Genomic DNA, 23,156 nt, shown 5'->3' on the forward strand with positions numbered 1-23,156 from the left:
GCAACTGGGGATTTTCACCAGAATCCCTTGCGGAGCGCGCCATCCTCTGCATGCTGCCGATTGTAACGGCGGATGAGACGAAAGGAAGGCGCGGTGACCGAAGCGAAGAAATCCACAGGCTTGCGCGAAGGCGACGCCGCCCCCTCTTTCGAGCTGCCGGGCGCCGGCGGCGAGAAGCTCTCTCTTTCCGGCTTTTCCGGCAAGAAGCTGGCGCTCTACTTCTACCCCAAGGACGACACCTCCGGCTGCACCAAGGAGGCGATCGAATTCAACGCTTTGAAGGCGGATTTCGCCAAGGCGAAGACCGCGCTGGTCGGCGTCTCGCCGGATTCGCCGGCCAAGCACGACAAGTTCCGCGCCAAATATGAGCTGACCTTCCCGCTCGCTTCCGACGAGAGCAAGGAGATGCTCTCCGCCTATGGCGTCTGGGTGGAGAAGAGCATGTATGGCCGCAAATATATGGGCGTGGAGCGCTCGACCTTTCTGATCGGCCCGGACGGCAAGATCGAGAAAATCTGGCGCAAGGTGAAAGTGCCGGGCCATGCGGCCGAGGTGCTGGCGGCGGCGAAGGGGAAGTAGCGCCCCTCGCCCACGCTCCGATTCGTTGATTTCAAACCGACCTGAAAGGAATGCTCGAGGTCGCTAATCGCTCTACAAGAGTTGGAGCGTAACGATTGAGCATTCTAATCACAGCGGCACGGGTGAGTGGCGATGAGAGCGTGGGGCCAAGGATAATCCGGTGAATGAGCTTATCGAGGGTAAAGTCATCCTCGATAAGCCCCTGTATTGGTTCAAGTCTTAATTTTAGCTTATTTTCGATCCCTCGAGTGCCAATAGTGTATTCAATCATATCAGAAAACGACTTGTTGAGATCACGTTCAGGACGGTAAACTGCACGCCATTCGCGTTCTTCCTCAAACCCTGGGTGCTTTGTAAATAGAGCGAACAGCTTCAGCCGCTCGAAGAATGCGAAGGCTGGAACAAATAGCTGCTCGTCAGAGTGTGGAACATCGCGAATAAAACTTGCTAGAATTTCGATTTTATCTATGATCCATTTTCGTCGCTTCTCCACCGAAGCATAGATAACGCGAGCAAGTGTTAACGGCGTATTTTCATTGTGAATCAACCGCCTCGTATCGAAAACAATCGCGGCGCCGCTCCCATTTGCTGCGTAGCCACGCCACATCGACAAAAGCCCGTCGTCATTTCCAGGCACGTGCTCCGACAAACAAAATACATACGTATCGAGAGCGTGCTCGCGCTCGAAAGAATCAAATAAAAATTTAAAGTTCTGACGCAACAGCGCCGCGCGCTGCGGTGTACCGCAGGCTAATTCAAGAGATTGGCTAGCCATGAATGCAGATAAGCCTTCCAATATGCCAAACCGAACCTCTTCGAGATCGTTCATATAAAGCGGATTGGAAAACCACAGCTGTCGATTTTTGAAAATCGACTCAAGCGTTTGAATTGAAGTGTAATGAGCGAGCAGAGGCTTGGCATCATAAAACTCTGGAACCGAATCTAGCTCTGCCCACAATATTTGTGACAAGCGAGAAAGAAGCGCATTGGCCGCCTCGTTCGAAGAACTGTCAATTTTATCAGCAACCTGTGGAACATTCTCTGCCATGTCGTCCCTAACAATCAAAGCCGTTGCATCTCAAGGATAAGATTCCGCTCCACTTCATTCAACCGTCCTCCGCTTGACGCCGCTATCCCGCTCGGCTACGCCAATTTATGTTATAACATAACATATGGCGCGCCATGGCCCAGAACCCCGACCCTCGCCTCCCCGTCACCGTCCTCTCCGGCTTTCTCGGGGCCGGAAAGACGACGCTGCTCAATCATGTTCTCAATAATCGCGAGGGCCGGCGCGTCGCCGTCATCGTGAACGATATGAGCGAGGTGAATATCGACGCCGACCTCATCCGCGACGGCGGCGCAGAGCTGTCGCGCACCGACGAGAAGCTCGTCGAAATGACCAATGGCTGCATCTGCTGCACCTTGCGCGACGATCTGCTCGCGGAGGTGCGGCGCCTCGGCGAGGAAGGCCGCTTCGATTATCTGCTGATCGAGAGCACGGGCATCGCCGAGCCGCTGCCGGTCGCCAGCACCTTCTCCTTTCGCGACGAGAATGGCGCCAGCCTCTCCGATCTCGCACGGCTCGACACGATGGTCACGGTCGTCGACGCGGCCAGCCTGCTGCAGGACTATGGATCGAACGACTTTCTGCGCGACCGCGGCGAGGTCGCCGGCGAGGACGACGACCGCACCCTCGTCGATCTCCTCGTCGAGCAGATCGAATTCGCCGACGTCATCGTCCTCAACAAGGCCTCGGCTGTATCGGATGAGCGGCTGGCGCTGGTGCGCAAATTGGTGAAGTCGCTGAACGCCGACGCGCGCATCGTCGAGACCGATTTCGGCGCGGCGCCGATGGACGCCATTCTCGACACCGGCCTTTTCGACGAGGAGAAGGCGGAGCGCCATCCGCTTTGGCACAAGGCGCTCTACAGCCCGGAAGAGCATGTGCCGGAGTCGGAGCAATATGGAATAGAGAGCTTCGTCTATCGGGCGCGGCGTCCGTTCCACCCCGAAAAATTCAACGCTTTCATCAATGCGACCTGGCCGGGACTGGTGCGCGCCAAGGGGCATTTCTGGCTCGCCACCCGGCCGAAATGGGTCGGCGAATTCTCGATCGCCGGCGCGATCGCCCGCGTGACGGCCATGGGCTATTGGTGGATCGCCGTGCCGAAGCAGCATTGGCCCGACCACCCCGATTGGAAACGCCATTTCGAGCGCAATTGGGACGAGGTCTGGGGCGATCGCCGGCAGGAGCTCGTTTTCATCGGAATTGGCATGGACGAGGCCGCGATTCGCGCCGCGCTCGACGCCTGCCTCGTCGGGCCGCAAAAGCCGAAGCGCTTCGACGCCTCCGCCTATCGCTCGCTCGTCGATCCCTTCCCCGCTTGGGAGAGCGCCGATGCTGCGTGACGAGGCGGCCGCGCCGCCGTCCAGTTCCGCTCGCCGACTGATGCAGTCCCGCTCCATCTGCCTGTTGCCGCGAGAATTGGAGCCGCGGATCGCCGAAGCGTTGGATGCGATGAGTCTCGCGCAGCCTCTGCGCTTGCGCGTGACCGGCGCCGAGGAGACCTTTCCGCGCGCCGTCATCGACGCTCTTGGCGACGCCGGCCTCGCGCCGAAGTGGCTCGCGGAATGGTTGGCGAGCGACGTCATGCGTCTCGCGCGTCTCTATCGCGAGGCGACTGGGGCGAAGGAATTGCGAGTCAGGCTGGAGACGATCGCCGACGACGCCTGCCGGCTATTCCACGTCGATTTCGTGCGCTTTCGGCTCGTGACCACCTATCGCGGTCCGGGCACGCAATGGATCGCGCCGGGGCCGGACGCCGATCCGCTCGCGGAGAATTCGATTCGGCGGCTCGAACGCGGCTGGGTCGCGATCATGCGCGGCGAAAAGGCGGCGAGCGCCGAACTCCGCGCCCTTCCGCATCGATCGCCGCCGATCGCCGGGACGGGCGTCGAGCGGCTCTTCCTCGCCATAGACGAGGCGCCCTCGCCGTCGCGCTGACGACGAGAGCGCGTCGCAGGCTTATTGCGCCGGCGCGGCCGCGGCGCGGGCGGCGAGCTGCTTCGTCACCTCGTCCAGCCCCTTTTTCGCCGCAGCGAGATTGGGATCGAGCGTCAGCGCCTGCTCGAGATCGGGCTTGGCGTGCTCGAGATCATGCTTGCCGCGATAGGCGTTGGCGCGGTTGAGATAGGCGCGCGCATATTTGGGATCGAGCCCGACGGCCTTGCCGAAATCGGCGACGGCGCGGTCGAAATCGCCCTTGGCGTGCAGCGTCAGCCCGCGATTATTATAGGCGATGGCGAGCTTGCCGTCGCTGGCGATCGCCTTGTCGTAATCGGCGAGCGCATGGTCGAGATCGCCCTTGGCCTGATAGAGCGCGGCGCGATTGAGATAGGCCTGCGCGGATTTGGGCTCGAGCTTGATCGCCGCGTCGAAATCGGCGAGCGCGTGGTCGAGATCGCCCTTGGCGCGCCAGGCGCGGCCGCGACCAGCCAGAGCGGCGGCCGATTTCTTGTCCAGCTCCAGCGCCTTGTCGTAATCGGCGATCGCCTTGTCGAGATCGCCCTTCCCCTGATAGGCGCCGCCGCGGCCGAGATAGGCCGCCGCCGATTTCGGCTGCGCGACGAGGAGCTTGTCGTAATCGGCGATGGCGTGGTCGAAATCGCTCTTGGCGCGATAGGCGGCGGCGCGATCGGCGAGAACGACGGAGGAGGACGGGTCGATCTCCAGCGCCTTGTCGAAATCGGCGAGCGCGCGCTCGAAATCGCCCTTGGCGTGATAGGCGCCGCCACGATTGACATAGGCCGCCACGCGGTTCGGCTTGGTCTCCTTGTCGCCGCGCGCGATCACCTCGCCGCAGCCTTCTATGCGCTTGTCGGGATCGGCGGCGCGGCAGGACGCCCAGGCGTCGCCCTTGGCCTCGGCGGCGACGCAGACGAGGGAGAAAGCCGCCGCCAGCGCGAGACGAAGCGGAGACCGAAACGAGGTGGAGACGAAAGCGTGGCGCGCCATGTGGCCGAGGGCTCCGTATAGTTGACTATTTCACTATGATTTCATTTCGCCGCTTCGAGAGCAATCGGAAAAACTGCGCATCGAGACGCGCGCCGCCTCAGCCTCCGCTCGGCCGAGGCGCGCAGAACGGCCCGGATAAATGATTTTCCGAAACGGCTCAACAGATTGGCCGCCTTCGTATGCGCCGCGCGGGCCGTCGCGCCCAGCGCAGGCTCGGGCGTTCAGCAGGAAAATCGGTCGAAAACATGCGTCGAGAGTGAGAAAACATGCGCAAAGACCCTTCAGGACCACAAAAAAGTACTCTAAGACTGCATGTCGATGAGCCTCTTGACCTCTACCGAAGATCTCGCCGCCGCCTGCGCCCGTCTCGCCCGACATCCGTTCGTCACCGTCGACACGGAGTTTTTGAGGGAAACGACTTTCTGGCCCAAGGTCTGCGTCATCCAGCTGGCCTCGCCCGAGGAGGCCTTCGCCGTCGACACCCTGTCCGAGGGGCTCGACCTCACGCCCTTTTTCGAGCTGATGGCCAATGAAAGCGTGGTCAAGGTCTTCCACGCCGCGCGCCAGGACCTCGAGATCGTCTGGCGGCTGGCGCGGCTGATTCCCGCGCCCTTGTTCGACACGCAGGTCGCGGCCATGGTCTGCGGCTTCGGCGATCAGGTCTCCTATGTCGAATTGGTGAAAGCCATCGCCAAGGAGAGCCTCGACAAATCCTCCCGCTTCACCGATTGGTCGAAGCGGCCTTTGTCCACGGCGCAGATCGACTACGCCATCGCCGACGTCACCCATTTGCGGCAGATCTACACGCATTTGCGCGCGCGGCTCGAGCGCTCCAACCGGCTCGACTGGCTCGTCGACGAGATGCGCACGCTGACGACGCCGGAGACCTATGAGCAGAGCCCGGAGAACGCCTGGGAGCGGCTGCGGCATCGCGTGCGCAAGCCGCGCGACCTCGCCGTGCTGATGGAGCTCGCCGCCTGGCGCGAGGCCGAGGCGCAGGGCCGCGACGTGCCGCGCTCGCGCGTGCTCAAGGACGACATGCTGATCGAGATCGCCCTCGCCGCCCCGCGCACGCAGGAGGCGCTCGGCAATTTGCGCGCCTTCCCGCGCGGGCTCGAGCGCTCCCGCTCGGGGGCGGAAATCGTCGCCGCCGTGGAAAGAGCGCTGGCGCGCGACCCCGCGACGCTGCCGCGCATAGAGCGGGAGAAGCGCGGCAGCTCCAGCGGCGCCACGGTCGAGCTGCTCAAGGTGCTGCTGCGGCAGGTCGCCGAAGAGACGGGCGTCGCCACCAAGATGATCGCCACCGTCGAAGACCTCGAGGCCATCGCCGCCGACGATGGGGCGGACGTCCCTGCCCTCTCCGGCTGGCGGCGGGCGATCTTCGGCGACAAAGCTCTGCAGCTGAAGGCTGGACGACTGGCCCTCGCGGTCGAAAAAGGCCGGGTCGTCACCCTCGACTGGCAAGAGCTGGACGAGAGCGCCGCGCGCTGAAGCCCGCCTAAGGGTAGGCAGACTCCCCATTCTTTCACCCATTCTCATCCCTATCTTGACGGATAGGGATGGGTGGCTCTTTGCCAACCCATCCAGCCCGTACAAACCCATCCATTTTGCGACGCACAACTCCTCTTTAGAGCTGAATTCATTGCCAAATCGAATGGTTCTATAGAAGCAGCCCTGCGACAAACCGCGCCTTGAATTTTTGCTGCTGCGGCGCAACATACGATCATGTTGCGACGCAACGTGAGCTCGACGCGGCTTCGGCGCGGTCGAGGAGCGGCGGTCGCAGGAGGCGCTTTCCAGCGCCGCCGCTGATTTCGAGGAAGGACAAGACCATGATGACTGCAGGCAAACGCATCTTCGCTCTGGCCCTCGCCGCTGTGCTGAGCCTCACGGCGGGCGTGGCCCTGCACGCCGAGCCCTATGGCGCGGCGGCTGCGCCCGTGACGCTGAAGCCGCTCGCCGCGGCCAGCTTCGACGCGGGCCAGAAACATGTGCTGAGCTATTTCGTCGGCGGCGACGGCGCCTGCCGGCTGACGGTGATCGTCTTCGACGCGCCGACGCTCGAGGCCGCCAACGCCAGCACGGCGACGACGCGCTTCATTGTGCCGATCTCCAGCGGCTCGTCCGCCAATCTCGACACCGCCGTCGCCAAGACGCTGCGCTTCTCCTGCTCCGCCGACGCCGGCGCCGTCACGGTGAGCACGAGCGAGCGCGTCGCGCCCCGCGCGGCCTATTGATGAAGGCCGCCGCCTCCGTCAGAGGACGGAGGCGGCGGCCTCTATGACCGCCTCGGCCCCGATGAGACGGCCGAGCGCCTTGGACCGGCTGGCCAGCCGCTCGCTGACGAGATCGGCGAATTCCGGCGGCAGCGACAGAATCAGCCTCCCCTCATGCGTGACCAGCGGCGTGCGCGGCAAGACGCCGGGCATGGCCGCCGTCAGCAGATAAGCGACCCGCAGCGCCGCCGAGAGCACGCGGGCGCGCTCCAGCAAGCGCGGCGACAGCAGGCCGCGCACCGGCAGAGCGCCCTCGCTGTCCGGCCCGGCGTGGCGCAGCACCGCCACCAGCGCCAAAAAGGCGCGGCCCGGATGATCGACGGCCACGAAGGCGGAATTGGCGATCACATTCATCGCCTGATTGGCGCGATAATCGGGATGGGCGCGCCAGCTGACATCCGACAGAAAGCAGGCCGTGTGGCGCAGCCGCGCCTCATCCTCGGTCTCCGGCAGGCCGGAGGAGGAAAACAGCGCGTCGGTCCAAGCGATGAGATCATCGCCATAGCCGGGCGCGCGCGCCATGGCGCGCTCCAATTCACGCGCGGCGGCGACCAGCGGATCGGCCGCGCGCTGCTGCGGCGACAGGCGCTCATAGAGCAGGCCCTCGCGCACGCCGGCGGCGGAGATGACGATCTCCTTGGGCCGCGCCTTGCGAATCACCTCGTCGAGAACGATCGCGCCATAGGCGAGCAGCGGACGGCGCGCCGCCGAGACCGCGGCGATATCGGCCAGCGCCTCGCTGTCGACGCGCTCCAGCAGGCTGGCGAATTCCGCCGCGTCGCTGGTCGGGATGCGATAATTATGCATCATGTCGAGCGGATAATTGCGCTGGCGCATATGCAGCCGCGCCAGCGCGCGCCATGTGCCGCCGACGGCGTAGAAGGTCCGCCCCTTGAGCCGCTGCAGCGGCGGCGCCTCGTCGATCGCCTTGCGGGCGATGCGCGACGCCTGGCGGGTCGAGCGGCTGGCGGCGTCCATCAGCGCGAGGCCGCCGAGCGGCAGCGTCACCCCCTCGCCCATCTCGCCGTCATGCAGATCTATGAGCTCAAGCGAGCCGCCGCCGAGGTCGCCGACCACTCCGTCCGGCTCGTGGATGGCGGAGATCACGCCGAGCGCCGAAAGCTCGGCCTCGCGGCGGCCGGACAGCAGCGAAATTTCGCGGCCGATCGCCTCCTGCGCGGCGGCGAGGAAGGCGGCGCCATTGACGGCGTCGCGCGCGGCCGCGGTCGCGATCACCTCTATGTCGCCGATCTCCATGATCTCGCAGAGCGAGCGAAAGCGCCGCAGCGCCGCGAGCGCCTTGCGAATCGCATCATCGGGCAGCCGGCCGGTCGTGACGACGCCGCGCCCGAGGCCGCACATGGCCTTTTCGTTGAAGATCGGCGTCAGCGCGCGCCCCAACGCCGAATAGGCGACGAGACGCACCGAATTGGAGCCGATGTCGACGATCGCGACAGGCCGCTGCGTTTCTTCCGCACGCGCCGCCTCTACCTCCGCCGCGTCATTCCTCACGCGGCTTGAGGAGCGAACGCGGGCGCCATTCCTTGAGAGACTTGCCACGGCCAGAGAGACTCGGGTTGGTCATGAAGTATTTATGGGCGTTGAACCGCTCTTCGCCCTCCGGGGGAGTTATGCGTAACGAAGAGCCATCCGGCAAGACTCGATAGCTCTGCTCATTGTCGATGAGATTGGCCAGCATGATCTGATCGAGAATCTGCTGATGCACCGTCGGATTGGTGATCGGCATCAGCACCTCGACGCGGCGGTCGAGGTTGCGCGGCATGAGATCGGCCGAGGAAATATAGACATGGGCCTTGGCGTGCGGCAGCGCATGGCCGCCGCCGAAGCAATAGACGCGCGCATGCTCGAGGAAACGCCCGACGATCGATTTCACGCGGATATTGTCGGAAAGGCCCGGCACGCCCGGCCGCAGGCAGCAGATGCCGCGCACGACGAACTCGATCGACACGCCCGCCTGCGAGGCGTGATAGAGCGCGTCGATGATCTCGGGATCGACGAGAGCGTTGCATTTTCCCCAGATGGCCGCCGGCTTGCCAGCCTTGGCGAAGCCGATCTCCTGCTCGATATGCTCGAGCAGCCGCGTCTTGAGCGAGATGGGCGACACCGCCATGCGCTCGAGACCCGCGGGCTCCGCATAGCCGGTGATGAAATTGAAGATGCGCGACACGTCGCGGCCGATCGCCGGATCGGCGGTGAAGAGCGAGATGTCCGTATAAACGCGCGCCGTCACCGGATGATAATTGCCCGTGCCGACATGGCAATAAGTGACGATGCCGCCGCCCTCGCGCCGCACCACCATCGACAGCTTGCCATGCGTCTTCAGCTCGATGAAGCCGAACACGACCTGCGCGCCGGCGCGCTCGAGATCGCGCGCCCAGCGGATGTTCGCCTCCTCGTCGAAGCGCGCCTTCAGCTCGACCAGCGCCGTCACCGACTTTCCGGCCTCCGCCGCCTCCACCAGCGCGCGCACGATGGGGCTGTTGGAAGAGGTGCGATAGAGCGTCTGCTTGATCGCGACCACATTGGGATCGCGCGCCGCCTGCTGCAGGAATTGCACGACGACGTCGAAGGATTCGTAAGGGTGATGGACCGCGAGGTCCTTCTGCTTGATGGCGAGGAAGCAATCGCCGCCATTGTCGCGCACGCGCTCTGGGAAGCGCGGCGTGTAGGGCTTGAACTTGAGATCGGGCCGATCGAGCGCGACCACCTCTGAGAGATCGTTCAGCGCCAGCATTCCATCGAGCACGAAAATCTCGTCATCGCCGACATCGAGCTCCTCGGCGACGAGGGCGCGCAGCGCCTCCGGCATGTCCGAGGCGACCTCGAGGCGAATGACCGAGCCGCGGCGGCGACGCTTCAGCGCCGTCTCGAACAGACGGACCAGATCTTCGGCCTCCTCCTCCACCTCGAGATCGCTGTCGCGAATGAGGCGGAAAATGCCCTGCCCCTTGAGCTGATAGCCGGGAAAGAGCTTTTGCGCATTGATGGCGATCAAGGTCTCGAGCAGCATAAAGCGCTCGCGCCCCTGCCCGCCCGCGCTCGGCAGACGCACGAAACGCTCGATCTTGGGCGGCAGGCGCACCAGCGCATGAAGCGTCTTGCGATCCCCCGGACGCACCAGCTCCAGCGCGAGGGTGAAGCCGAGATTGGGGATGAAGGGGAAAGGATGCGCCGGATCGATGGCGAGCGGCGTCAGCACCGGAAAGACGCGCGAGAGGAAATGGTCTTCCAGCCATTCGCGGTCGCCCTTGGAGAGATGCCCCGGCTCCACGATGACGATGCCGACATCCTCGATCTCGCGGCGCAGCTCGCGCCAGCGCCGCGTCTGCGCCGTGGTGAGCAGCGCCACGCGCTCGTTGATCTTCACCAGCTGCTCGGCCGGGGTCAGCCCGTCCTGCGAAAGAGTGGCGACGCCGGTGCGCACCTGGCCGCGCAGGCCGGCGACGCGCACCATGAAGAATTCGTCGAGATTATTGGCGGAGATGGAGAGGAAGCGCAGCTGCTCCAGCAGAGGATGATTGCGATTGGACGCCTCCTCGAGAACGCGGCGGTTGAACTCGAGCCAGGACAATTCGCGATTGATGAAGCGCTGCGGCAGAGCGGCGAGCTCCTCGGGACGCTCCAGAATCTCGCCCGGCTGGTCCATGACGGGAATATCGGCCCCGGTGCGCTCGGCCTCGAGATTGTCCTGGATGTGCTTCGACATGCTTTTTCCACCTCTCGCCCGCCGGCGCGATTCTGACAGATTTTCCACCATCCGAAAGCCCTCACGCGCCGCGCGAGGCGTCGATCAGCTGGAGAAGCTCGCCCGCGAGCGCGCGCGTGACCGGACGGCCGCGCGCCAGCGCCTCCTCGTCGAGCATGCGCACAAAGGCGCGAGCCGCCTCGAGCGAGCGCTCGAGCCGAAGCGCGACATAGTCGACCAGCGTCGCCTCTACCGCCAGCTGACGGTCGCGGAACAGCTTTTCCAGCACGGCGCGAATCAGAGAATCGTCCGGCGCGCCGATTTCTACGACCGGCGCACGACGTAAACGCGACAATAGGTCGGGAAGCGCGATTTGCAGCGCAGACGGAGGCCGCCGCGAGGTGACGAGCAGCGACCCGCCGCTTTCCCGTAGAAAATTCATCAAATGAAACAATGCCGTCTCATCCGTCACCGCCTCCAGCCCGTCGAGCATCGCCGCGGCGCCGGCGAGCCGGCCGGGCTCGGGAATCTCGGTCGGAGAGACGAGAACGGCGTCGTTGCGACGCGCGAAAATGGCGCCGAGATGGGTCTTGCCGGATCCCGGCGGGCCGACGAGCAGCAGCGCGCTGTCGGGCCAGTCCGGCCAGCGCGAGATCATCTCATAGGCCGCGCGATTGGCGGGGGAGATCAGAAAATCCGCCTCGCCATAGCGCGGCTCGCCGGCCAGATCGAAGAAGAGCTGGGCGGGCCCGCGGCGAGAATCGCCTTCTGGCATGGGCTCAGCTCTCCCCCGGCGCGGCCGGGCCGAGAAACAGCGCGCTCTGACGATAACGCCGCACGGCGAAGCGCAGAATGACGCCGAGCGCGGCCGCGACCGGAGCCGCCAGCAGCAGCCCGGTGAAGCCGAACAGCGATCCCGCCGCGAGCAGAGCGAACATCAGCCAAACGGGATGCACGCCGATGGAGCCGCCGACGAGGCGCGGCGACAGCACATTGCCATCGAGGAAGAGGCCCGTGGAGACGACCGCCACGGCCATGGCCAGCAGCCGCCAATCCGGCCAGCCCTGCACCAGAGCGACGATGATCGACAGGACGAAAGCGGTGATCGAGCCGACATAGGGCACGAAGCTGAGCACGCCGGCGCTGACGCCGATGAGGAAGCCGAAATTCAAGCCGATGAGCGACAGGCCGATGCTGTACCACAGGCCCAGGAACAGGCAGACGAGCGCCTGGCCGCGCAGAAAGCCGGCCAGCGCTCTGTCTATGTCGCGAGCGATGGCGCGCACATCGTCGCGATAGCGCGGCGGCGTCAGCTGATCGAGCGTCGCGACCATATCGTCCCAGTCGAGCAGAATGTAGAAGGCGACGACCGGCGTGATGACCACCAGCGAGACCATATTGACGAGCGCCGCGCCGCCGGAAACCAGCGATTTGAGAAACGCGGCGCCCATGCGCGCGGCCTCGCTGGCGAGGTCGTTCACATATTTCTGCGTGTCGAGCGAGGCGTCGGAGACCGGCAGGCCGAGCTTCTCATAGACGCTGCGCATAAAATCGCCGGTAGCCTCGCGGCTGACATGCGTGAGCAGCCCTTGCAGAGTGGTGAGATAGCCGGGCAGGCTCTCGAGGAACTCGCTGAATTGCCGGGTGAGCACCGGCGCGATCAGCAGCACGATCGCCGCCGCCAGCACGACGAACACAGTCAAAATGACGAAAGAGGCGCCGAGGCGCGAGAGGCCGAGCGTCTGCAGTCGATCGGCGACCGGATCGAGCAGATAGCCGAGCGCGAGCCCCGCCAGAAAAGGCGCCAGCACCGCGCTCAGAAAATAGAACAGCGCGAAGACGAGAAGAATCGTCGCCGTCCAGAAGGCGAGCCGCCGGTCCAGCGCGTTCGAAACGCGCGCCTCCCCCATCTCACGCTCCGACATCGTCTGGTCCCATGAGCTTGACCCAGCGCCAGAGATAGACGCTGGCGGAAGCGACGGTCAATGCCGCGACCGCGGCCATTAGAAGGCTGTCCACGCCATGGAGCGAAATGGCGAAGGCCTCGCCCGCGAGCACAATGGCCGCGAGCAGCAGCTGCGCCGCCGTCGTGGCCTTGGAGACCGGCAAGGGACGAAGGTCCATGGGGCGTGCGAGCAGCCAGGACACGAACACGGCCCCGACGATCATCACATCGCGCGAGATCACCAGCAGGGCGAGCCAGGAGGGCAGCACGCCCTTGATCGCCAGCGTCGCATAGATGGAGACGATCAGCGCCTTGTCGGCGATGGGGTCGAGCACGGCGCCGAGCTCTGTGCGCAGATCGAAGGTCTTGGCCAGCCAGCCGTCGAGCGCGTCCGACGCGCCGGCGAGAACGAAGATCGCGAAAGCGGCGCGCCAATGATCGCCGACGATCATGTCGATCGCGGCCGGCGTCAGCACGAGACGCCCGATGGTGATGAAATTCGGCAGCCAGCGCAGGCAGAGGGAACGCATGACCATCATATCTGGCGCGCCGAGGGCTGAGCGCTAGGGCGAATCCGCAGATGTCCGCAGGCGCATCGCGGCGGAGGCGCCGCCGCATCGACTGTGAGCGCGCGCACAGGAGGCGAAAATCCGCCTGCTAATGTGACCTCCGCGTCTGCGCCGCTCCCGATTTCGATTCAGCGCTCCTCGAGGGGAATTGACCCATGGCCCAGCAAATTCTCATGAAATTGTCGAATGGCGGCTGCTCCAGCTGCGATCCGCCGCCCGCGCCGGGCTTTTCGATCGGCGGTTCTGTCGGCCGTGGCGGCCGCAATCTGCCTGAAGACGTGCGAACGATTCAATCGGCGCTCAATGGCGTCTGCCCGGCCGATGGCGGGCCGATATTGAAGCTCGACGTCGACGGTATCGTCGGGCCGATCACCATCGCCGCGATCGAGAAATATCAGAACCGCCAGCTCGGCTGGTCGGACGGACGAGTCGATCCCGACGGGCCGACGATACATGCGCTGAGCGGCCAGAGCGGCGGTCAGTCCGCCCCCGCCAAAGCCGGCCCCAAGACGCCGCCGCCCAAGGCCACGGCGCAGCAGAACGCCCAATTCGTCGAGCGCATCGGCTCGCTGCTGCCGCGCGCGCGGCATTGGATCTCCATGGCGCAGCTCAATATCGACATGGCCACGGATTATTTGCGCCGCGCGCCGGCCGGGCGCAACGATCCCTTCCCCTCGCTGCACGACATCGGCAGAGGGCAGCTCGCTCTGTTCGACAAATATTTCCACACGCAGAAAGAGCCGACGACGACGAAGCTGGCGCAATTGCACCGCGCCAAGCGGCTCTATGATTCGATGAACACCGTCATCACCCATTCGCTGCTGCAGGCGCCGATGTTCGGCTGGGGCGTCGGCTATTTCCAGCCCGATCCCGCCGACGGCACGATCGCGGCGCTGGATTATGTCGCCTATACTTTTTACGGCGGCTGGCAGGCGCGCCGCCCGGACGGCAAGCCGCGCCTCTCCGGCGACGACAATTACAAGGGCGCCAAGAATCTGCGCGAGGACACGATCTTTTTTCCGGTCGGGCAGCTATTGGCCAAGACCGATAATTTCATGCTGGAGACGATCATTCACGAGCTGGCGCATTTCGTCGGACCCGGCGTGAGGAGCCCGGACCGCATCGGCGACCACACCTACGACACCAAGGCGAATTTTCTCACCGTCAATAATTGGACCGCTCTGCACACGGCGGAATGCTACGGCTATTTCGCCGCCGAATCCGCCCTGCGCAATGCGATCACCATACCGATCCATTGAGCCGCGGCTCACTTCGACATGCAGGCCTTGATGTCGCTCGAGGTCTTCATCGCCTCGAAAGTGTCGGCGCAGAACCTCTCCAATGTCGGGCGCAGCTCGGGATTGGAGGCGTTGGCGCGCAGGCTCATCGCGCCCTCGAGCAGTTCCTTCTGCGCGGCGTGGATATTGGCGCGCGGCAGCTCGACCGTGCATTCCTCATAGCGCTTCAAGAATGTGTCGCAGACGGGAATTCCGGTGGGATCGATGGCGAGCGCCGGCGTGACGAACAGAACAGCCGCCGCGAGAGAGATGAGACGTTTCACTGCCGAATTTTCCCCTATCGCCCAACCCTTATGTCCCTATAGAGGCTCCCGTCGGAAAAGAAAACGGGCGACGGGCGCGTCGTGCCGCCCGTCGCCCCACTCCGGCGCAAGTGTCTCGCGAACGCCCGAGATTCCTTTTAGAGCGCTATCCAATCCGATTGGATCGGATAGCGCTCTCGATTCTCGCGTGGGAGCGAATTCTGATCGATCGAACGATTCCGTTCGATCGGAAAGCGCTCTAGCTCACAGCCCGGCGAGATAGCCGGTCGGATCGACCGGGGTCGAGCCTTTGCGCAGCTCGAAATGCAGCTGCGGCGAGCCGACATTGCCCGACTGGCCGGATTTGGCGATCGTCTGGCCGCGCTTCACCTGATCGCCGCGCTTCACATCGAGTTCGCCATTATGGGCGTAGGCCGAGACGAAGCCATTGGGATGGCGGATCAGCACCAGATTGCCATAGCCCTTGAGCTCGCTGCCGGCATAGGCGACGACGCCGCCCTCGGCCGCCTTCACCTGCGTGCCTTCCGGCACAGAGATGTTGATGCCGTCATTGCCGCCCGAGCTGAAGCCCTGGATGATGCGGCCGCGCGCCGGCCAGCGGAACTCCGGCCGCGCATCGGCGGAGGCCGCGGACGCCGCGGGGGCTGATTTCTCCTCGGCCTGCTGCGCCTGCGGCGGGATCGAGGCGGTCGGCGTCTTGTCGATATTGCGCAGAGCCTGCGGCTGCGGGGCCGGCGCGGCTTCGGCGTAACGCTGCGGCTTCTCGACCTGCGGCGCGCGGGCGATCTCCTTCGGCTGAGCCGGCTCGGGCTTCTTCTTGGCGATCTTCTCGGCGCGGACCTCGGGCTCCGCCTTGCGCGCGGGCTCGGCCTGAGCGAGCTTGCGCTGCGGCTCAGCCTTCGTCTTCGCGGGCTCGGGCTCCTTGGTCCGCTGCGCGAGCTGCGCGCGGGCCGGATGCGCCTCGGCCTGCGGCTTTTGCGCGGGCGTCGGCTTCAGCGCGGGCGCCTGAGCGACCATCTGCTTGGGCGCGAGCCGCGCAGGCTGCGCCTCGGCCTGCTTGACCGGGGCCGCCTTGGCCGGCTTCGCCTCGACCTGCGCCTGGCGGACAGGCGCGGCATGTGGACGCTCGGCCACGACGGGGCGCACGGGCTCCTGCTCGGCCTCGACGCTGGAGGTCTTCCTCTTCGGCTCGACGGGGGCGGCGGCCTTCTTCTCCGTCTTGCGATCGCGCACATCCGCCGTCTTGGCCGCAGGCTGCGGCAAAGGCTTCGGCTGCGCGGCGACATGGACGGGCGCCGGAGCCGGCGCTGCGGCCACGGGCGCCGCCGGAGCGGCGGAAGCGCGATAGATCGGGATCACCAGACGCGAGCCGGAATGCACCTCGGCCGGCTTGCCATAGCCATTGACGCGCAGCAGCGCGTCCAGCGGCACGCCATAGCGGGTCGCGATCACGCCGGCCGATTCGCCGTCGGCGACGACCACGGGCGTGCCGCCCTCGGCGCTCCAATGATTATAGGCGCCGGCCACGCGGGCGGGCGCAGGCGCCGGCGCGGCGGCCCGAGCCGGCGCAGGAGCGGCGGCGACGGGCGCGGGCTGGCTCACGGCCGGCGGCGGGGCGAGCGGCTGGCGCTCGACGACGCTGCGGCGCACGGGCTGCGAGATCGTGCCCGTCGGCGCGCGATCGACGCGGCTCGTCGGCGCAGAATCCTGGAAAGGATTGGTGAAAGGATCGGAGAAACGGGAAGCGTCGGAACAACCGGCGAGCAGGCCGGCGGCGCCAGCGGCGAACATGAGCCGCTTTGCGACTCGCGACAGAAAAACACGACGCTCAATTGCCATGACGCGACCTACGCTCGAACGCTATCCTCACTGTGGTCATTTAGCCACAGCCCGGTTAAGGGAGCGTTTAAGATGAATGCGGGTTCAGCGACGCGACGCGGATTTTAGGTAAATTTCGAGCCTTCACAGAGCTTTCGCGCGCCCGATGAGCGCCGCGCCGAGCCGGCAGGGCCAAAGATCGCTCGTCGTCCACAGCGCCTCGCCGTCGCGATGCGAGAGCGAGAGCCGCTCCGACGGCCGCGCATCCTCGGAAGCCGGCGGCGCATAGCGTCCGAAGATCGCAGCCCCGCCCGGCGCGAGCGCGGCCATGACCGCATGCGGCGGCTGCTCGTGAAAAGACATATGGAGAATGATGCGGTCGAAATATCCGCGCGTCTCATCGGCGGCGAGCCCGTCGCCGAACAGCGCCTCGACATTGGCGCAGCCGAGCTCGGCGAGGCGTTGGCGCGCCTCTATCGCCAAGGTCTCGTAACGCTCGATCGTCACTACCTCGCGCGCGAGCCGCGACAGCACCGCCGCGCCGAAGCCGGAGCCCGTCCCCACTTCCAGCACGCGATGATGCGGCTCGGTTCGCAGCGCCTCGAGCCGGCGCGCGAGAGCGGCGGCGGCCGGCATTGTCTGTCCGCAGCCGATCGGCAGCGACATGTCGCGGGCGGCGAGATCGCGAAAGCGATGCGGCGCGAACAGCTCGCGCGGAATCGTCTCGAAGGCGCGCATGATGGAGAGGTCGCGCACGCCGGCGCGCCGCAATTGCAGGAGAAGCGCCGCGCGAGCCTCGATCGATGGTCCCTCGTCCGCGCGCTCCTCCATTTGGCTCCTATTCGAAAGCGGCGGAGAGCCGCGTCAAGGTCGGATGGTCGGTGAAGTCGAGGCGCAGGGGCGTCACCGAAATCTTATTCGCCTCCACCGCCTCGAGGTCGGTGCCCGGCCCCGGCGTGAAATTGCCGCGCCGAAAGCATATCCAATAATAGGGAATGCCGCGACCGTCCTTGCGATCTTCTATATGCATCAGATCATTGGAGCGCTGGCCCTGCATGGTGACGGCGACGCCCTTCACCTCTTGCGGCGTGCAATTGGGGAAATTGACATTCATCAGCACGCCCGGCGGAATGCCGGCCGCGACCAGCTTGCGAATGACGTCGGCCGCATGCGTCTCCGCGCAATCCCAGTGGATGTGCCGGCGTCCGGCGAAGAAATCATAGACCTGCGACAGCGCGATGGAGGGAATGCCGAGCAGCGTGCCCTCGATGGCGCCGGCGATGGTGCCGGAATAGCTGACGTCCTCGGCGAGATTCTGGCCCGAATTGACGCCGGAGAGAATGAGATCCGGCGGTCTGTCGGCGAGCAGCTTGCGCACGCCCATGATGACGCAATCGGTCGGCGTGCCTTTGACGGCGAAATGCCGCGAGGAGATTTCGCGCAGACGCAGCGGATCATTGATGGAGAGCGAATGCGCGACGCCGGATTGCTCGCTCTCCGGCGCGACGACGAAGACATCGTCGGTGAGGCTGCGCGCGACGCGCTCGGCCAGCGCGAGGCCGGCGCCGTGGATTCCGTCGTCATTGGTGATGAGGATGCGCATCGTCTCACAAACGCTGATCATTGGCGCTCCTTCTCCCACACGTGGGAGAAGGTGGCCCTCGCGTCAGCGAGGGTCGGATGAGGGCTCGTCCAGGTCGAGACGAGTCTTCGCGTCACGCGAAGGACCCTCATCCGACCCCGCTTCGCGGGGCCACCTTCTCCCGCAAGCGGGAGAAGGAAGCGCGCGCATAGATTACGGTAAGGGCTACCGCGCCGCGGCGATTCGCTCCAGCCCACCCATATAGGGGCGCAGGACCGTCGGCACTGTGACGGAGCCGTCCGCCTCCTGATAATTCTCCAGCACCGCGACCAGAGCGCGGCCGACGGCGACGCCGGAGCCGTTGAGCGTATGCACGAAGCGCGTCGCCTTGCCCTCGGCGGGACGGTAGCGCGCGTTCATGCGCCGGGCCTGGAAATCGCCGCAGACCGAGCAGGAGGAAATCTCGCGATATTTCCCCTGCCCCGGCAGCCACACCTCGAGGTCATAGGTTTTCTGCGAGGCGAAGCCCATGTCGCCAGTGCAGAGCGTCACCTTGCGATAGGGCAGCTCGAGCAATTGCAGCACTTTCTCCGCGCAGCCGGTCATGCGCTCATGCTCCTCGAGCGATTGCTCGGGCGTGGTGATGGAGACGAGCTCGACCTTGTAGAACTGATGCTGGCGGATCATGCCGCGCGTGTCGCGCCCCGCCGCGCCCGCCTCGGCGCGGAAGCAATAAGTGCCCGCGGTGAAGCGCAGCGGCAGCTGCGATTCGTCGAGGATGGATTCGCGGACCAGATTGGTGAGCGGGACTTCGGCCGTCGGCACCAGCCAATATTCGCTCGCCGGCTCCTCCGATTGCCCGTCGCCACGACCCGCCGTCACGGAGAACTGATCGTCGCGAAATTTCGGCAGTTGCGCCGTGCCGAACATGGCGTCGTCGCGCACCAGCAGCGGCGGCGCGACCTCGGTGTAGCCGTGCTCGCCCGTGTGCAGATCGAGCATGAATTGCGCGAGCGCACGCTCGAGCCGCGCGATTCCGCCCTTGTTCACGACGAAGCGCGCGCCAGAGAGCTTGGCGGCGCTCTCGAAATCCATGAGCTTCAACCCTTCGCCGATGTCGAAATGCTCTTTCGGCGGATAGTTGAACTGCCGCGGCTCGCCCCAGAGCAAAACCTCGACATTGTCGTGCTCGTCCTTGCCTTCCGGCACTAGCTCGAGCGGCGTGTTGGGAATCTCCGACAGCGCCTTGTCGAGCGCGGCGCTCGCCTCGCGCTCGGCCTGCTCAAGCTGCGGGAAGTCTTCCTTGAGCTTCGCCACTTCCGCCTTCAGCGCCTCGGCGCGAGCGGCGTCCTTCTCGCGCATGGCGAGGCCGATTTCCTTGGAGGCCGCGTTGCGACGCTCCTGCGCCGCCTGCAAGGCCGCGATCGCCGCGCGGCGGGCGTCATCGAGCGCGAAGAGGCTTTCCGACAGAGGCGGGAGATTGCGGCGGCGGCGGCCATTGTCGAAAGCTTCCGCATTATCGCGAATGAATTTGATGTCATGCATGAGAATCGATCCGCCGACTGGTGCGTGCCCTCATCCGACCCGGCTACGCCGGGCCACCTTCTCCCACAGGTGGGAGAAGGGAGCGGCCAACGTTGCGCGAAACGAGGGGCGCGAATCCTTCTCCCACTCGTGGGAGAAGGTGGCCCTCGCGTGAGCGAGGGTCGGATGAGGGTCCTTGTCCCTCGAGCGGAACGAAGGGTCAACCCGCGGCTTGCTGTTCCTCGACCGCCGCCCGCTTCTTCTCGATCCAGCGCACGGAAATGATCGACGCCTCGTAGAGCAGCAGCCCCGGTATGGCGAGCGCCAGCTGGCTGAACACATCCGGCGGCGTCAGCACCGCCGCCACGATGAAGACGAGGACGATCGCATAGCGGCGCTTCTCGGCCAGGAATTGCGAAGAGACGATGCCGATCTGACCGAGCAGCGTCAGCACCACCGGCAGCTGGAAGACGACGCCGAAGGCGAGCACCAGCGTCATGATCAGCGAGAGATATTCGGAGACGCGCGGCAGCAGCTCGATCCTCGCCTTGCCGGGCTCGTTGGCCTGCTGCATCGAGATGAAGAAATGCAGCAGATTGGGCATGACGAGAAAATAGACGACCAATGCGCCGAGCGCGAAAAAAATGGGCGTGGCGAAGAGATAGGGCCGAAAGGCGGCCCTCTCGTGCTTGTAGAGGCCGGGCGCGACGAAAGCATAGACTTGCCCGAACACGATCGGACAGGAGACGAAAGCGGCGGCGAACATCGCCACCTTGATCTGCGTGAAGAAATACTCCTGCGGCGCGGTATAGATGAGCGTCGCATCGGGACCCACGGCGATCGTATAGGGGACCACCAGCAGATTATAAATGTCCTTGGCGAAGAAGAAGGCCAGGATGAAGGCGCCCAGAAACGCCATCAGCGCGCGGATGAGCCGCTCGCGCAGCTCCATCAGATGCTCGAGGAGCGGCGCCTTGGTGGCGTCGATATCGGCGTCGGTCATATCGGCTGGCTTTCGGGCGTCGTCTCGGCCCCGCTCGCCGCCGCCGCGGGCTCGCTCGCGGCCGGCTCGTCGGAGGCATGGACCTCGGCCCGCGCTTCGACGGCCGGCGCCGCATGACTCTCAGCGGCGACGTCGCTCTCGGCCGCCTTGGCCTCACCCTCTTGCGGCGGAGCGGGCGGACCTTCGATCGCGCCGACGATCTGCTCGCGGGCCTGCTTGAGCGGATCGAAGGCGACGTCGCCGACGCCCGCAAAGGCCGAATCGACCTCGCTCTTCAAATTTTTCTGAACCTCGGCGAGATCGGCCTCGCGCATCGCATCCATGAACTGGCCTTGGAACTCGGACGCCATGCGCCGCATGCGCCCGGTGATCTGGCCGATCTGGCGCAACACGCGCGGCAGATCCTTGGTCGGAATCGCGACGAGCGCAACGATGCCGATGACGATCAGCTTTCCGGGATCGAGATCGAACATGGTCTTCTCGAGAGCCTGCCCGCGGCAGGCGAAACAAGGGTGGCGTCAGGCCTTTTTCGCTTCGGCCGGCTTGTCGGCGTGCAGCGTGGTCTGGCTCGCGAGCGGCTGATGCTCCAGCGATTTCGCCGGCTCCTCGGCCTTGGTCTCGGTCTCGTCTTCGGCGAGGCCCTTCTTGAAGGCCTTTATGCCCTTGGCGACGTCGCCCATCACGTCGGAAATCTTGAAGCGTCCGCCGAACAATATGAAGGCCACGCCGCCGACGATAATCCAATGCCAGATCGACAGACCGCCCATGGCGCGAACCTCCCACTCGTCTTTCGTGGACCGGCGAGGCCGGCCGAAACTTCTCGGAACCTAGGACGCCGGACGCGCAAAAACAAGTTGGATGAGCGAATTCTCCGACGCTTCAGGTAGGATTTCGGCGGACCCGCGCGAGACGGAGCGAGAGCGCCCTACTCCTCGATCGGCTCCGGCTCCTCCGGCGCGTCTGGCTCCTGCAGAAAATCCATCTCGAGCGCCGCCTCGGCGTCGCCCTCCAGCGGATCCTCGTCCTCCTTGAGCGTGGCGTCGTCGGTCGGCTGCGGCACGTCGAAGCCCTTGGGCAGGCGGCCGTCGAAGAGGCCGGCGCCCTTCAGCTCGTCGAGGCCGGGCAGATCGCCGATCTGCTCGAGGCCGAATTGCATGAGAAAGCTGTCGGTCGTGCCATAGGTGAGCGGACGCCCCGGCGCGCGGCGACGGCCGCGCAGGCGAATCCAGCCCGTCTCCAGCAGCACGTCCAGCGTGCCTTTGGCGACGGCGACGCCTCTTATGTCCTCGATCTCGGCGCGCGTCACCGGCTGGTGATAGGCGACGATGGCGAGCGTCTCCAGCGCGGCGCGGGAGAGCTTCTTCTGCTCCACCTGCTCGCGCGCCAGCACCCAGCCGAGATCGGCGGCGGTGCGGAAGAACCATTTGCGGCCGGCGCGCGTCAGCGTGACGCCGCGGTCGGCGTAATCCTGCTTCAGCCTGGTCAGCACGGCCTCGACGTCCATTCCGTCCGGCAGGCGGCGGGCGATCTCCGTCTCCTCGAGCGGCTCGCTGGCCGCAAAAAGCAGCGCCTCGGCGATGCGCGAGGCCTCGCGCAGCGCCGCCGCCTCTTCATCGGGGGCGGCGTCGTCCTGGAACAGCTCGACGGGTCGCAAGGCTCGCGCCAAATTTCTCTCCCTCGCCTTTGGATCATGAGCCCTGTGGCTCACGGCTCCGAGGCTTCGCTCAAAGAGCCCGAAGGCTCGCGGTCCAGTTCCGTATCGCGCCGACGCAGCCAGATCGGCGCGAAGGCGCGGTCCTGGCGAATGTCGAACCGCCCTTCCCGCACCATTTCCAGCGAAGCGGAAAAAGACGAGGCGCGGACGGTGCGCGCCGTTTGAATATCCACACAAAAAGCCAAAAGATAATCGTCGAGCGCGGTCCATTGGGCGGCGATTCCGGCGAGCCGCTCCAGCGTCTCGCGCGCCTCCGCCAACGACCAGACATTGCGCTGGCGCAGCGTGACCTTGGAGATCGCCTGCTTCTGCCGCTGGCGAGCGTAGGCCGACAGGAGATCATAGAGGCTGGCCGTGAAGGTCGAGTTCGTCTTGGTCTCTATGCCCTCCGGCCCGCCGCGCAGGAACATGTCGCGGCCGAGCCGCGCCCGCTCCTGAAGCTTGTCGGACGCCGCGCGGATCGCCTCCAGCCGGCGCAGGCGATCGGCGAGCGCCGCGGCCAGCTCCGCCGCCGAGGGCTCCTCGCCCGTCTTGGGCTGCTCCGGCAGCAGCAGGCGCGATTTCAGATAGGCGAGCCAGGCGGCCATCACCAGATAATCGGCGGCGAGCTCCAGCCGGACGCGCCGCGCCTCCTCGACGAAGGCGAGATATTGCTCGGCCAGCGCCAGAATAGAAATGCGCGCGAGATCGACCTTCTGGCGGCGGGCGAGCTCCAGCAGCAGGTCCAGCGGGCCTTCGAAGCCGTCGACATCGACGAGGAAGGCGGGCTCCGCCTCCGCGCGCTCATGTTCTCCGGCAATGTCGAAAGCCAAATCCTGCGCCATCTCGCCTCACGGCGTCGTCTCACGCCTCCGCCCATCGGGA

At 65.3% G+C, this 23,156-nt stretch carries 23 protein-coding genes; 6 read left to right on the forward strand and 17 right to left on the reverse strand.

Annotated features, from left to right (window positions below):
* Positions 1-72 precede the first annotated feature (72 nt).
* The gene (locus METLW4_RS0106735; protein ID WP_018265439.1) at positions 73-579 is read left to right on the forward strand and encodes a peroxiredoxin; all 507 of its coding nucleotides are present in this window, start codon (positions 73-75) and stop codon (positions 577-579) included.
* A gap of 31 nt (positions 580-610) precedes the next feature.
* On the opposite strand, the gene METLW4_RS0106740 is transcribed toward METLW4_RS0106735, so the two are convergent.
* Complete coding sequence (locus METLW4_RS0106740) at positions 611-1,627, reverse strand: DUF2971 domain-containing protein (RefSeq protein ID WP_157234948.1); 1,017 nt, start codon at positions 1,625-1,627, stop codon at positions 611-613.
* Between the two features lie 134 nt (positions 1,628-1,761).
* On the opposite strand from METLW4_RS0106740, the gene zigA reads away from it, so the two are divergent.
* Positions 1,762-2,988 (forward strand): zinc metallochaperone GTPase ZigA, encoded by a 1,227-nt coding sequence (gene zigA, locus METLW4_RS0106745; RefSeq protein ID WP_018265441.1) that lies wholly within the window; start codon positions 1,762-1,764, stop codon positions 2,986-2,988.
* On the forward strand, positions 2,978-3,583 hold the full coding sequence (locus METLW4_RS24180; RefSeq protein WP_018265442.1) for a DUF1826 domain-containing protein: 606 nt from the start codon (positions 2,978-2,980) through the stop codon (positions 3,581-3,583). Before zigA ends, METLW4_RS24180 begins: the two co-directional genes overlap by 11 nt.
* A gap of 21 nt (positions 3,584-3,604) precedes the next feature.
* Here METLW4_RS24180 and METLW4_RS0106755 read toward each other — a convergent pair whose 3' ends face one another.
* Positions 3,605-4,594, reverse strand: coding sequence for a tetratricopeptide repeat protein (locus METLW4_RS0106755; RefSeq protein WP_018265443.1), 990 nt, complete (start codon positions 4,592-4,594; stop codon positions 3,605-3,607).
* A gap of 318 nt (positions 4,595-4,912) precedes the next feature.
* Here METLW4_RS0106755 and rnd point away from each other — a divergent pair, with 318 nt between their 5' ends.
* Both rnd and METLW4_RS0106770 read left to right on the forward strand, forming a co-directional pair.
* Positions 4,913-6,085, forward strand: coding sequence for a ribonuclease D (gene rnd, locus METLW4_RS0106760; protein WP_026191316.1), 1,173 nt, complete (start codon positions 4,913-4,915; stop codon positions 6,083-6,085).
* Positions 6,086-6,426: 341 nt separating this feature from the next.
* A complete protein-coding gene (locus tag METLW4_RS0106770) occupies positions 6,427-6,831 on the forward strand; it encodes a hypothetical protein (protein ID WP_018265445.1) in 405 nt (134 codons plus the stop codon).
* Between the two features lie 18 nt (positions 6,832-6,849).
* Here the strand turns inward: METLW4_RS0106770 and ppx are convergent, their stop codons facing one another.
* The 5 genes from ppx to METLW4_RS0106795 all read right to left on the reverse strand — a co-directional run bounded on the left by ppx (position 6,850) and on the right by METLW4_RS0106795 (position 13,057).
* Positions 6,850-8,382: an exopolyphosphatase gene (gene ppx, locus METLW4_RS0106775; RefSeq protein WP_018265446.1), complete on the reverse strand. Its 1,533-nt coding sequence runs from the start codon at positions 8,380-8,382 to the stop codon at positions 6,850-6,852.
* Positions 8,372-10,597 carry an RNA degradosome polyphosphate kinase gene (locus METLW4_RS0106780; protein WP_018265447.1) on the reverse strand — a complete coding sequence of 742 codons (2,226 nt, stop codon included), beginning with the start codon at positions 10,595-10,597 and terminating at the stop codon, positions 8,372-8,374. Before METLW4_RS0106780 ends, ppx begins: the two co-directional genes overlap by 11 nt.
* Before the next feature lie 61 nt (positions 10,598-10,658).
* A complete protein-coding gene (locus METLW4_RS0106785) occupies positions 10,659-11,351 on the reverse strand; it encodes a DnaA ATPase domain-containing protein (RefSeq protein ID WP_018265448.1) in 693 nt (230 codons plus the stop codon).
* A gap of 4 nt (positions 11,352-11,355) precedes the next feature.
* A complete protein-coding gene (locus tag METLW4_RS0106790; RefSeq protein WP_018265449.1) occupies positions 11,356-12,501 on the reverse strand; it encodes an AI-2E family transporter in 1,146 nt (381 codons plus the stop codon).
* Positions 12,488-13,057 carry a CDP-alcohol phosphatidyltransferase family protein gene (locus METLW4_RS0106795; RefSeq protein ID WP_020493723.1) on the reverse strand — a complete coding sequence of 190 codons (570 nt, stop codon included), beginning with the start codon at positions 13,055-13,057 and terminating at the stop codon, positions 12,488-12,490. Before METLW4_RS0106795 ends, METLW4_RS0106790 begins: the two co-directional genes overlap by 14 nt.
* 188 nt (positions 13,058-13,245) lie before the next feature.
* Between METLW4_RS0106795 and METLW4_RS0106800 the strand changes: the two genes are divergently transcribed.
* Entirely contained in the window at positions 13,246-14,349 is a 1,104-nt protein-coding gene (locus METLW4_RS0106800) for a hypothetical protein (RefSeq protein WP_018265451.1), read from the forward strand.
* 8 nt (positions 14,350-14,357) lie between these two features.
* Here the strand turns inward: METLW4_RS0106800 and METLW4_RS0106805 are convergent, their stop codons facing one another.
* The 10 genes from METLW4_RS0106805 to METLW4_RS0106855 form a co-directional block, all read right to left on the reverse strand.
* A complete protein-coding gene (locus tag METLW4_RS0106805; RefSeq protein WP_018265452.1) occupies positions 14,358-14,651 on the reverse strand; it encodes a hypothetical protein in 294 nt (97 codons plus the stop codon).
* A gap of 243 nt (positions 14,652-14,894) precedes the next feature.
* A complete protein-coding gene (locus METLW4_RS0106815; RefSeq protein ID WP_018265453.1) occupies positions 14,895-16,442 on the reverse strand; it encodes a LysM peptidoglycan-binding domain-containing M23 family metallopeptidase in 1,548 nt (515 codons plus the stop codon).
* Positions 16,443-16,613: 171 nt separating this feature from the next.
* Positions 16,614-17,300, reverse strand: a complete 687-nt coding sequence (locus METLW4_RS0106820; protein WP_018265454.1) for a protein-L-isoaspartate O-methyltransferase family protein — start codon at positions 17,298-17,300, stop codon at positions 16,614-16,616.
* A 7-nt stretch (positions 17,301-17,307) separates the two neighbouring features.
* A complete protein-coding gene (surE, locus tag METLW4_RS0106825) occupies positions 17,308-18,072 on the reverse strand; it encodes a 5'/3'-nucleotidase SurE (protein WP_018265455.1) in 765 nt (254 codons plus the stop codon).
* A 204-nt stretch (positions 18,073-18,276) separates the two neighbouring features.
* Complete coding sequence (serS, locus tag METLW4_RS0106830; RefSeq protein WP_018265456.1) at positions 18,277-19,596, reverse strand: serine--tRNA ligase; 1,320 nt, start codon at positions 19,594-19,596, stop codon at positions 18,277-18,279.
* Between the two features lie 199 nt (positions 19,597-19,795).
* Positions 19,796-20,578: a twin-arginine translocase subunit TatC gene (gene tatC / locus METLW4_RS0106835; protein WP_018265457.1), complete on the reverse strand. Its 783-nt coding sequence runs from the start codon at positions 20,576-20,578 to the stop codon at positions 19,796-19,798.
* The gene (locus tag METLW4_RS28260) at positions 20,575-21,051 is read right to left on the reverse strand and encodes a Sec-independent protein translocase subunit TatA/TatB (RefSeq protein ID WP_018265458.1); all 477 of its coding nucleotides are present in this window, start codon (positions 21,049-21,051) and stop codon (positions 20,575-20,577) included. The genes tatC and METLW4_RS28260 overlap by 4 nt, the downstream gene beginning before the upstream one ends.
* A 45-nt stretch (positions 21,052-21,096) precedes the next feature.
* Positions 21,097-21,345, reverse strand: coding sequence for a twin-arginine translocase TatA/TatE family subunit (locus tag METLW4_RS0106845; protein ID WP_018265459.1), 249 nt, complete (start codon positions 21,343-21,345; stop codon positions 21,097-21,099).
* A gap of 158 nt (positions 21,346-21,503) precedes the next feature.
* A complete protein-coding gene (scpB, locus tag METLW4_RS0106850) occupies positions 21,504-22,244 on the reverse strand; it encodes an SMC-Scp complex subunit ScpB (protein WP_018265460.1) in 741 nt (246 codons plus the stop codon).
* Positions 22,245-22,282: 38 nt separating this feature from the next.
* Positions 22,283-23,116 carry a segregation and condensation protein A gene (locus METLW4_RS0106855; RefSeq protein WP_018265461.1) on the reverse strand — a complete coding sequence of 278 codons (834 nt, stop codon included), beginning with the start codon at positions 23,114-23,116 and terminating at the stop codon, positions 22,283-22,285.
* Positions 23,117-23,156: the final 40 nt, after the last annotated feature.

It is taken from the genome of Methylosinus sp. LW4 (assembly GCF_000379125.1).
In the GTDB taxonomy this organism is placed as follows: domain Bacteria; phylum Pseudomonadota; class Alphaproteobacteria; order Rhizobiales; family Beijerinckiaceae; genus Methylosinus.

Excerpts from the sequence above, each read along its gene's own strand:
- METLW4_RS0106735 (WP_018265439.1), top strand. The coding sequence starts at position 73 with ATGAGACGAAAGGAAGGCGCGGTGACCGAAGCGAAGAAATCCACAGGC.
- METLW4_RS0106740 (WP_157234948.1), bottom strand. The coding sequence starts at position 1,627 with ATGGCAGAGAATGTTCCACAGGTTGCTGATAAAATTGACAGTTCTTCG.
- zigA (WP_018265441.1), top strand. The coding sequence starts at position 1,762 with ATGGCCCAGAACCCCGACCCTCGCCTCCCCGTCACCGTCCTCTCCGGC.
- METLW4_RS24180 (WP_018265442.1), top strand. The coding sequence starts at position 2,978 with ATGCTGCGTGACGAGGCGGCCGCGCCGCCGTCCAGTTCCGCTCGCCGA.
- METLW4_RS0106755 (WP_018265443.1), bottom strand. The coding sequence starts at position 4,594 with ATGGCGCGCCACGCTTTCGTCTCCACCTCGTTTCGGTCTCCGCTTCGT.
- rnd (WP_026191316.1), top strand. The coding sequence starts at position 4,913 with ATGAGCCTCTTGACCTCTACCGAAGATCTCGCCGCCGCCTGCGCCCGT.
- METLW4_RS0106770 (WP_018265445.1), top strand. The coding sequence starts at position 6,427 with ATGATGACTGCAGGCAAACGCATCTTCGCTCTGGCCCTCGCCGCTGTG.
- METLW4_RS0106780 (WP_018265447.1), bottom strand. The coding sequence starts at position 10,597 with ATGTCGAAGCACATCCAGGACAATCTCGAGGCCGAGCGCACCGGGGCC.
- METLW4_RS0106785 (WP_018265448.1), bottom strand. The coding sequence starts at position 11,351 with ATGCCAGAAGGCGATTCTCGCCGCGGGCCCGCCCAGCTCTTCTTCGAT.
- METLW4_RS0106790 (WP_018265449.1), bottom strand. The coding sequence starts at position 12,501 with ATGTCGGAGCGTGAGATGGGGGAGGCGCGCGTTTCGAACGCGCTGGAC.
- METLW4_RS0106795 (WP_020493723.1), bottom strand. The coding sequence starts at position 13,057 with ATGGTCATGCGTTCCCTCTGCCTGCGCTGGCTGCCGAATTTCATCACC.
- METLW4_RS0106800 (WP_018265451.1), top strand. The coding sequence starts at position 13,246 with ATGGCCCAGCAAATTCTCATGAAATTGTCGAATGGCGGCTGCTCCAGC.
- METLW4_RS0106815 (WP_018265453.1), bottom strand. The coding sequence starts at position 16,442 with ATGTTCGCCGCTGGCGCCGCCGGCCTGCTCGCCGGTTGTTCCGACGCT.
- METLW4_RS0106820 (WP_018265454.1), bottom strand. The coding sequence starts at position 17,300 with ATGGAGGAGCGCGCGGACGAGGGACCATCGATCGAGGCTCGCGCGGCG.
- surE (WP_018265455.1), bottom strand. The coding sequence starts at position 18,072 with ATGCGCATCCTCATCACCAATGACGACGGAATCCACGGCGCCGGCCTC.
- serS (WP_018265456.1), bottom strand. The coding sequence starts at position 19,596 with ATGCATGACATCAAATTCATTCGCGATAATGCGGAAGCTTTCGACAAT.
- tatC (WP_018265457.1), bottom strand. The coding sequence starts at position 20,578 with ATGACCGACGCCGATATCGACGCCACCAAGGCGCCGCTCCTCGAGCAT.
- METLW4_RS28260 (WP_018265458.1), bottom strand. The coding sequence starts at position 21,051 with ATGTTCGATCTCGATCCCGGAAAGCTGATCGTCATCGGCATCGTTGCG.
- METLW4_RS0106845 (WP_018265459.1), bottom strand. The coding sequence starts at position 21,345 with ATGGGCGGTCTGTCGATCTGGCATTGGATTATCGTCGGCGGCGTGGCC.
- METLW4_RS0106855 (WP_018265461.1), bottom strand. The coding sequence starts at position 23,116 with ATGGCGCAGGATTTGGCTTTCGACATTGCCGGAGAACATGAGCGCGCG.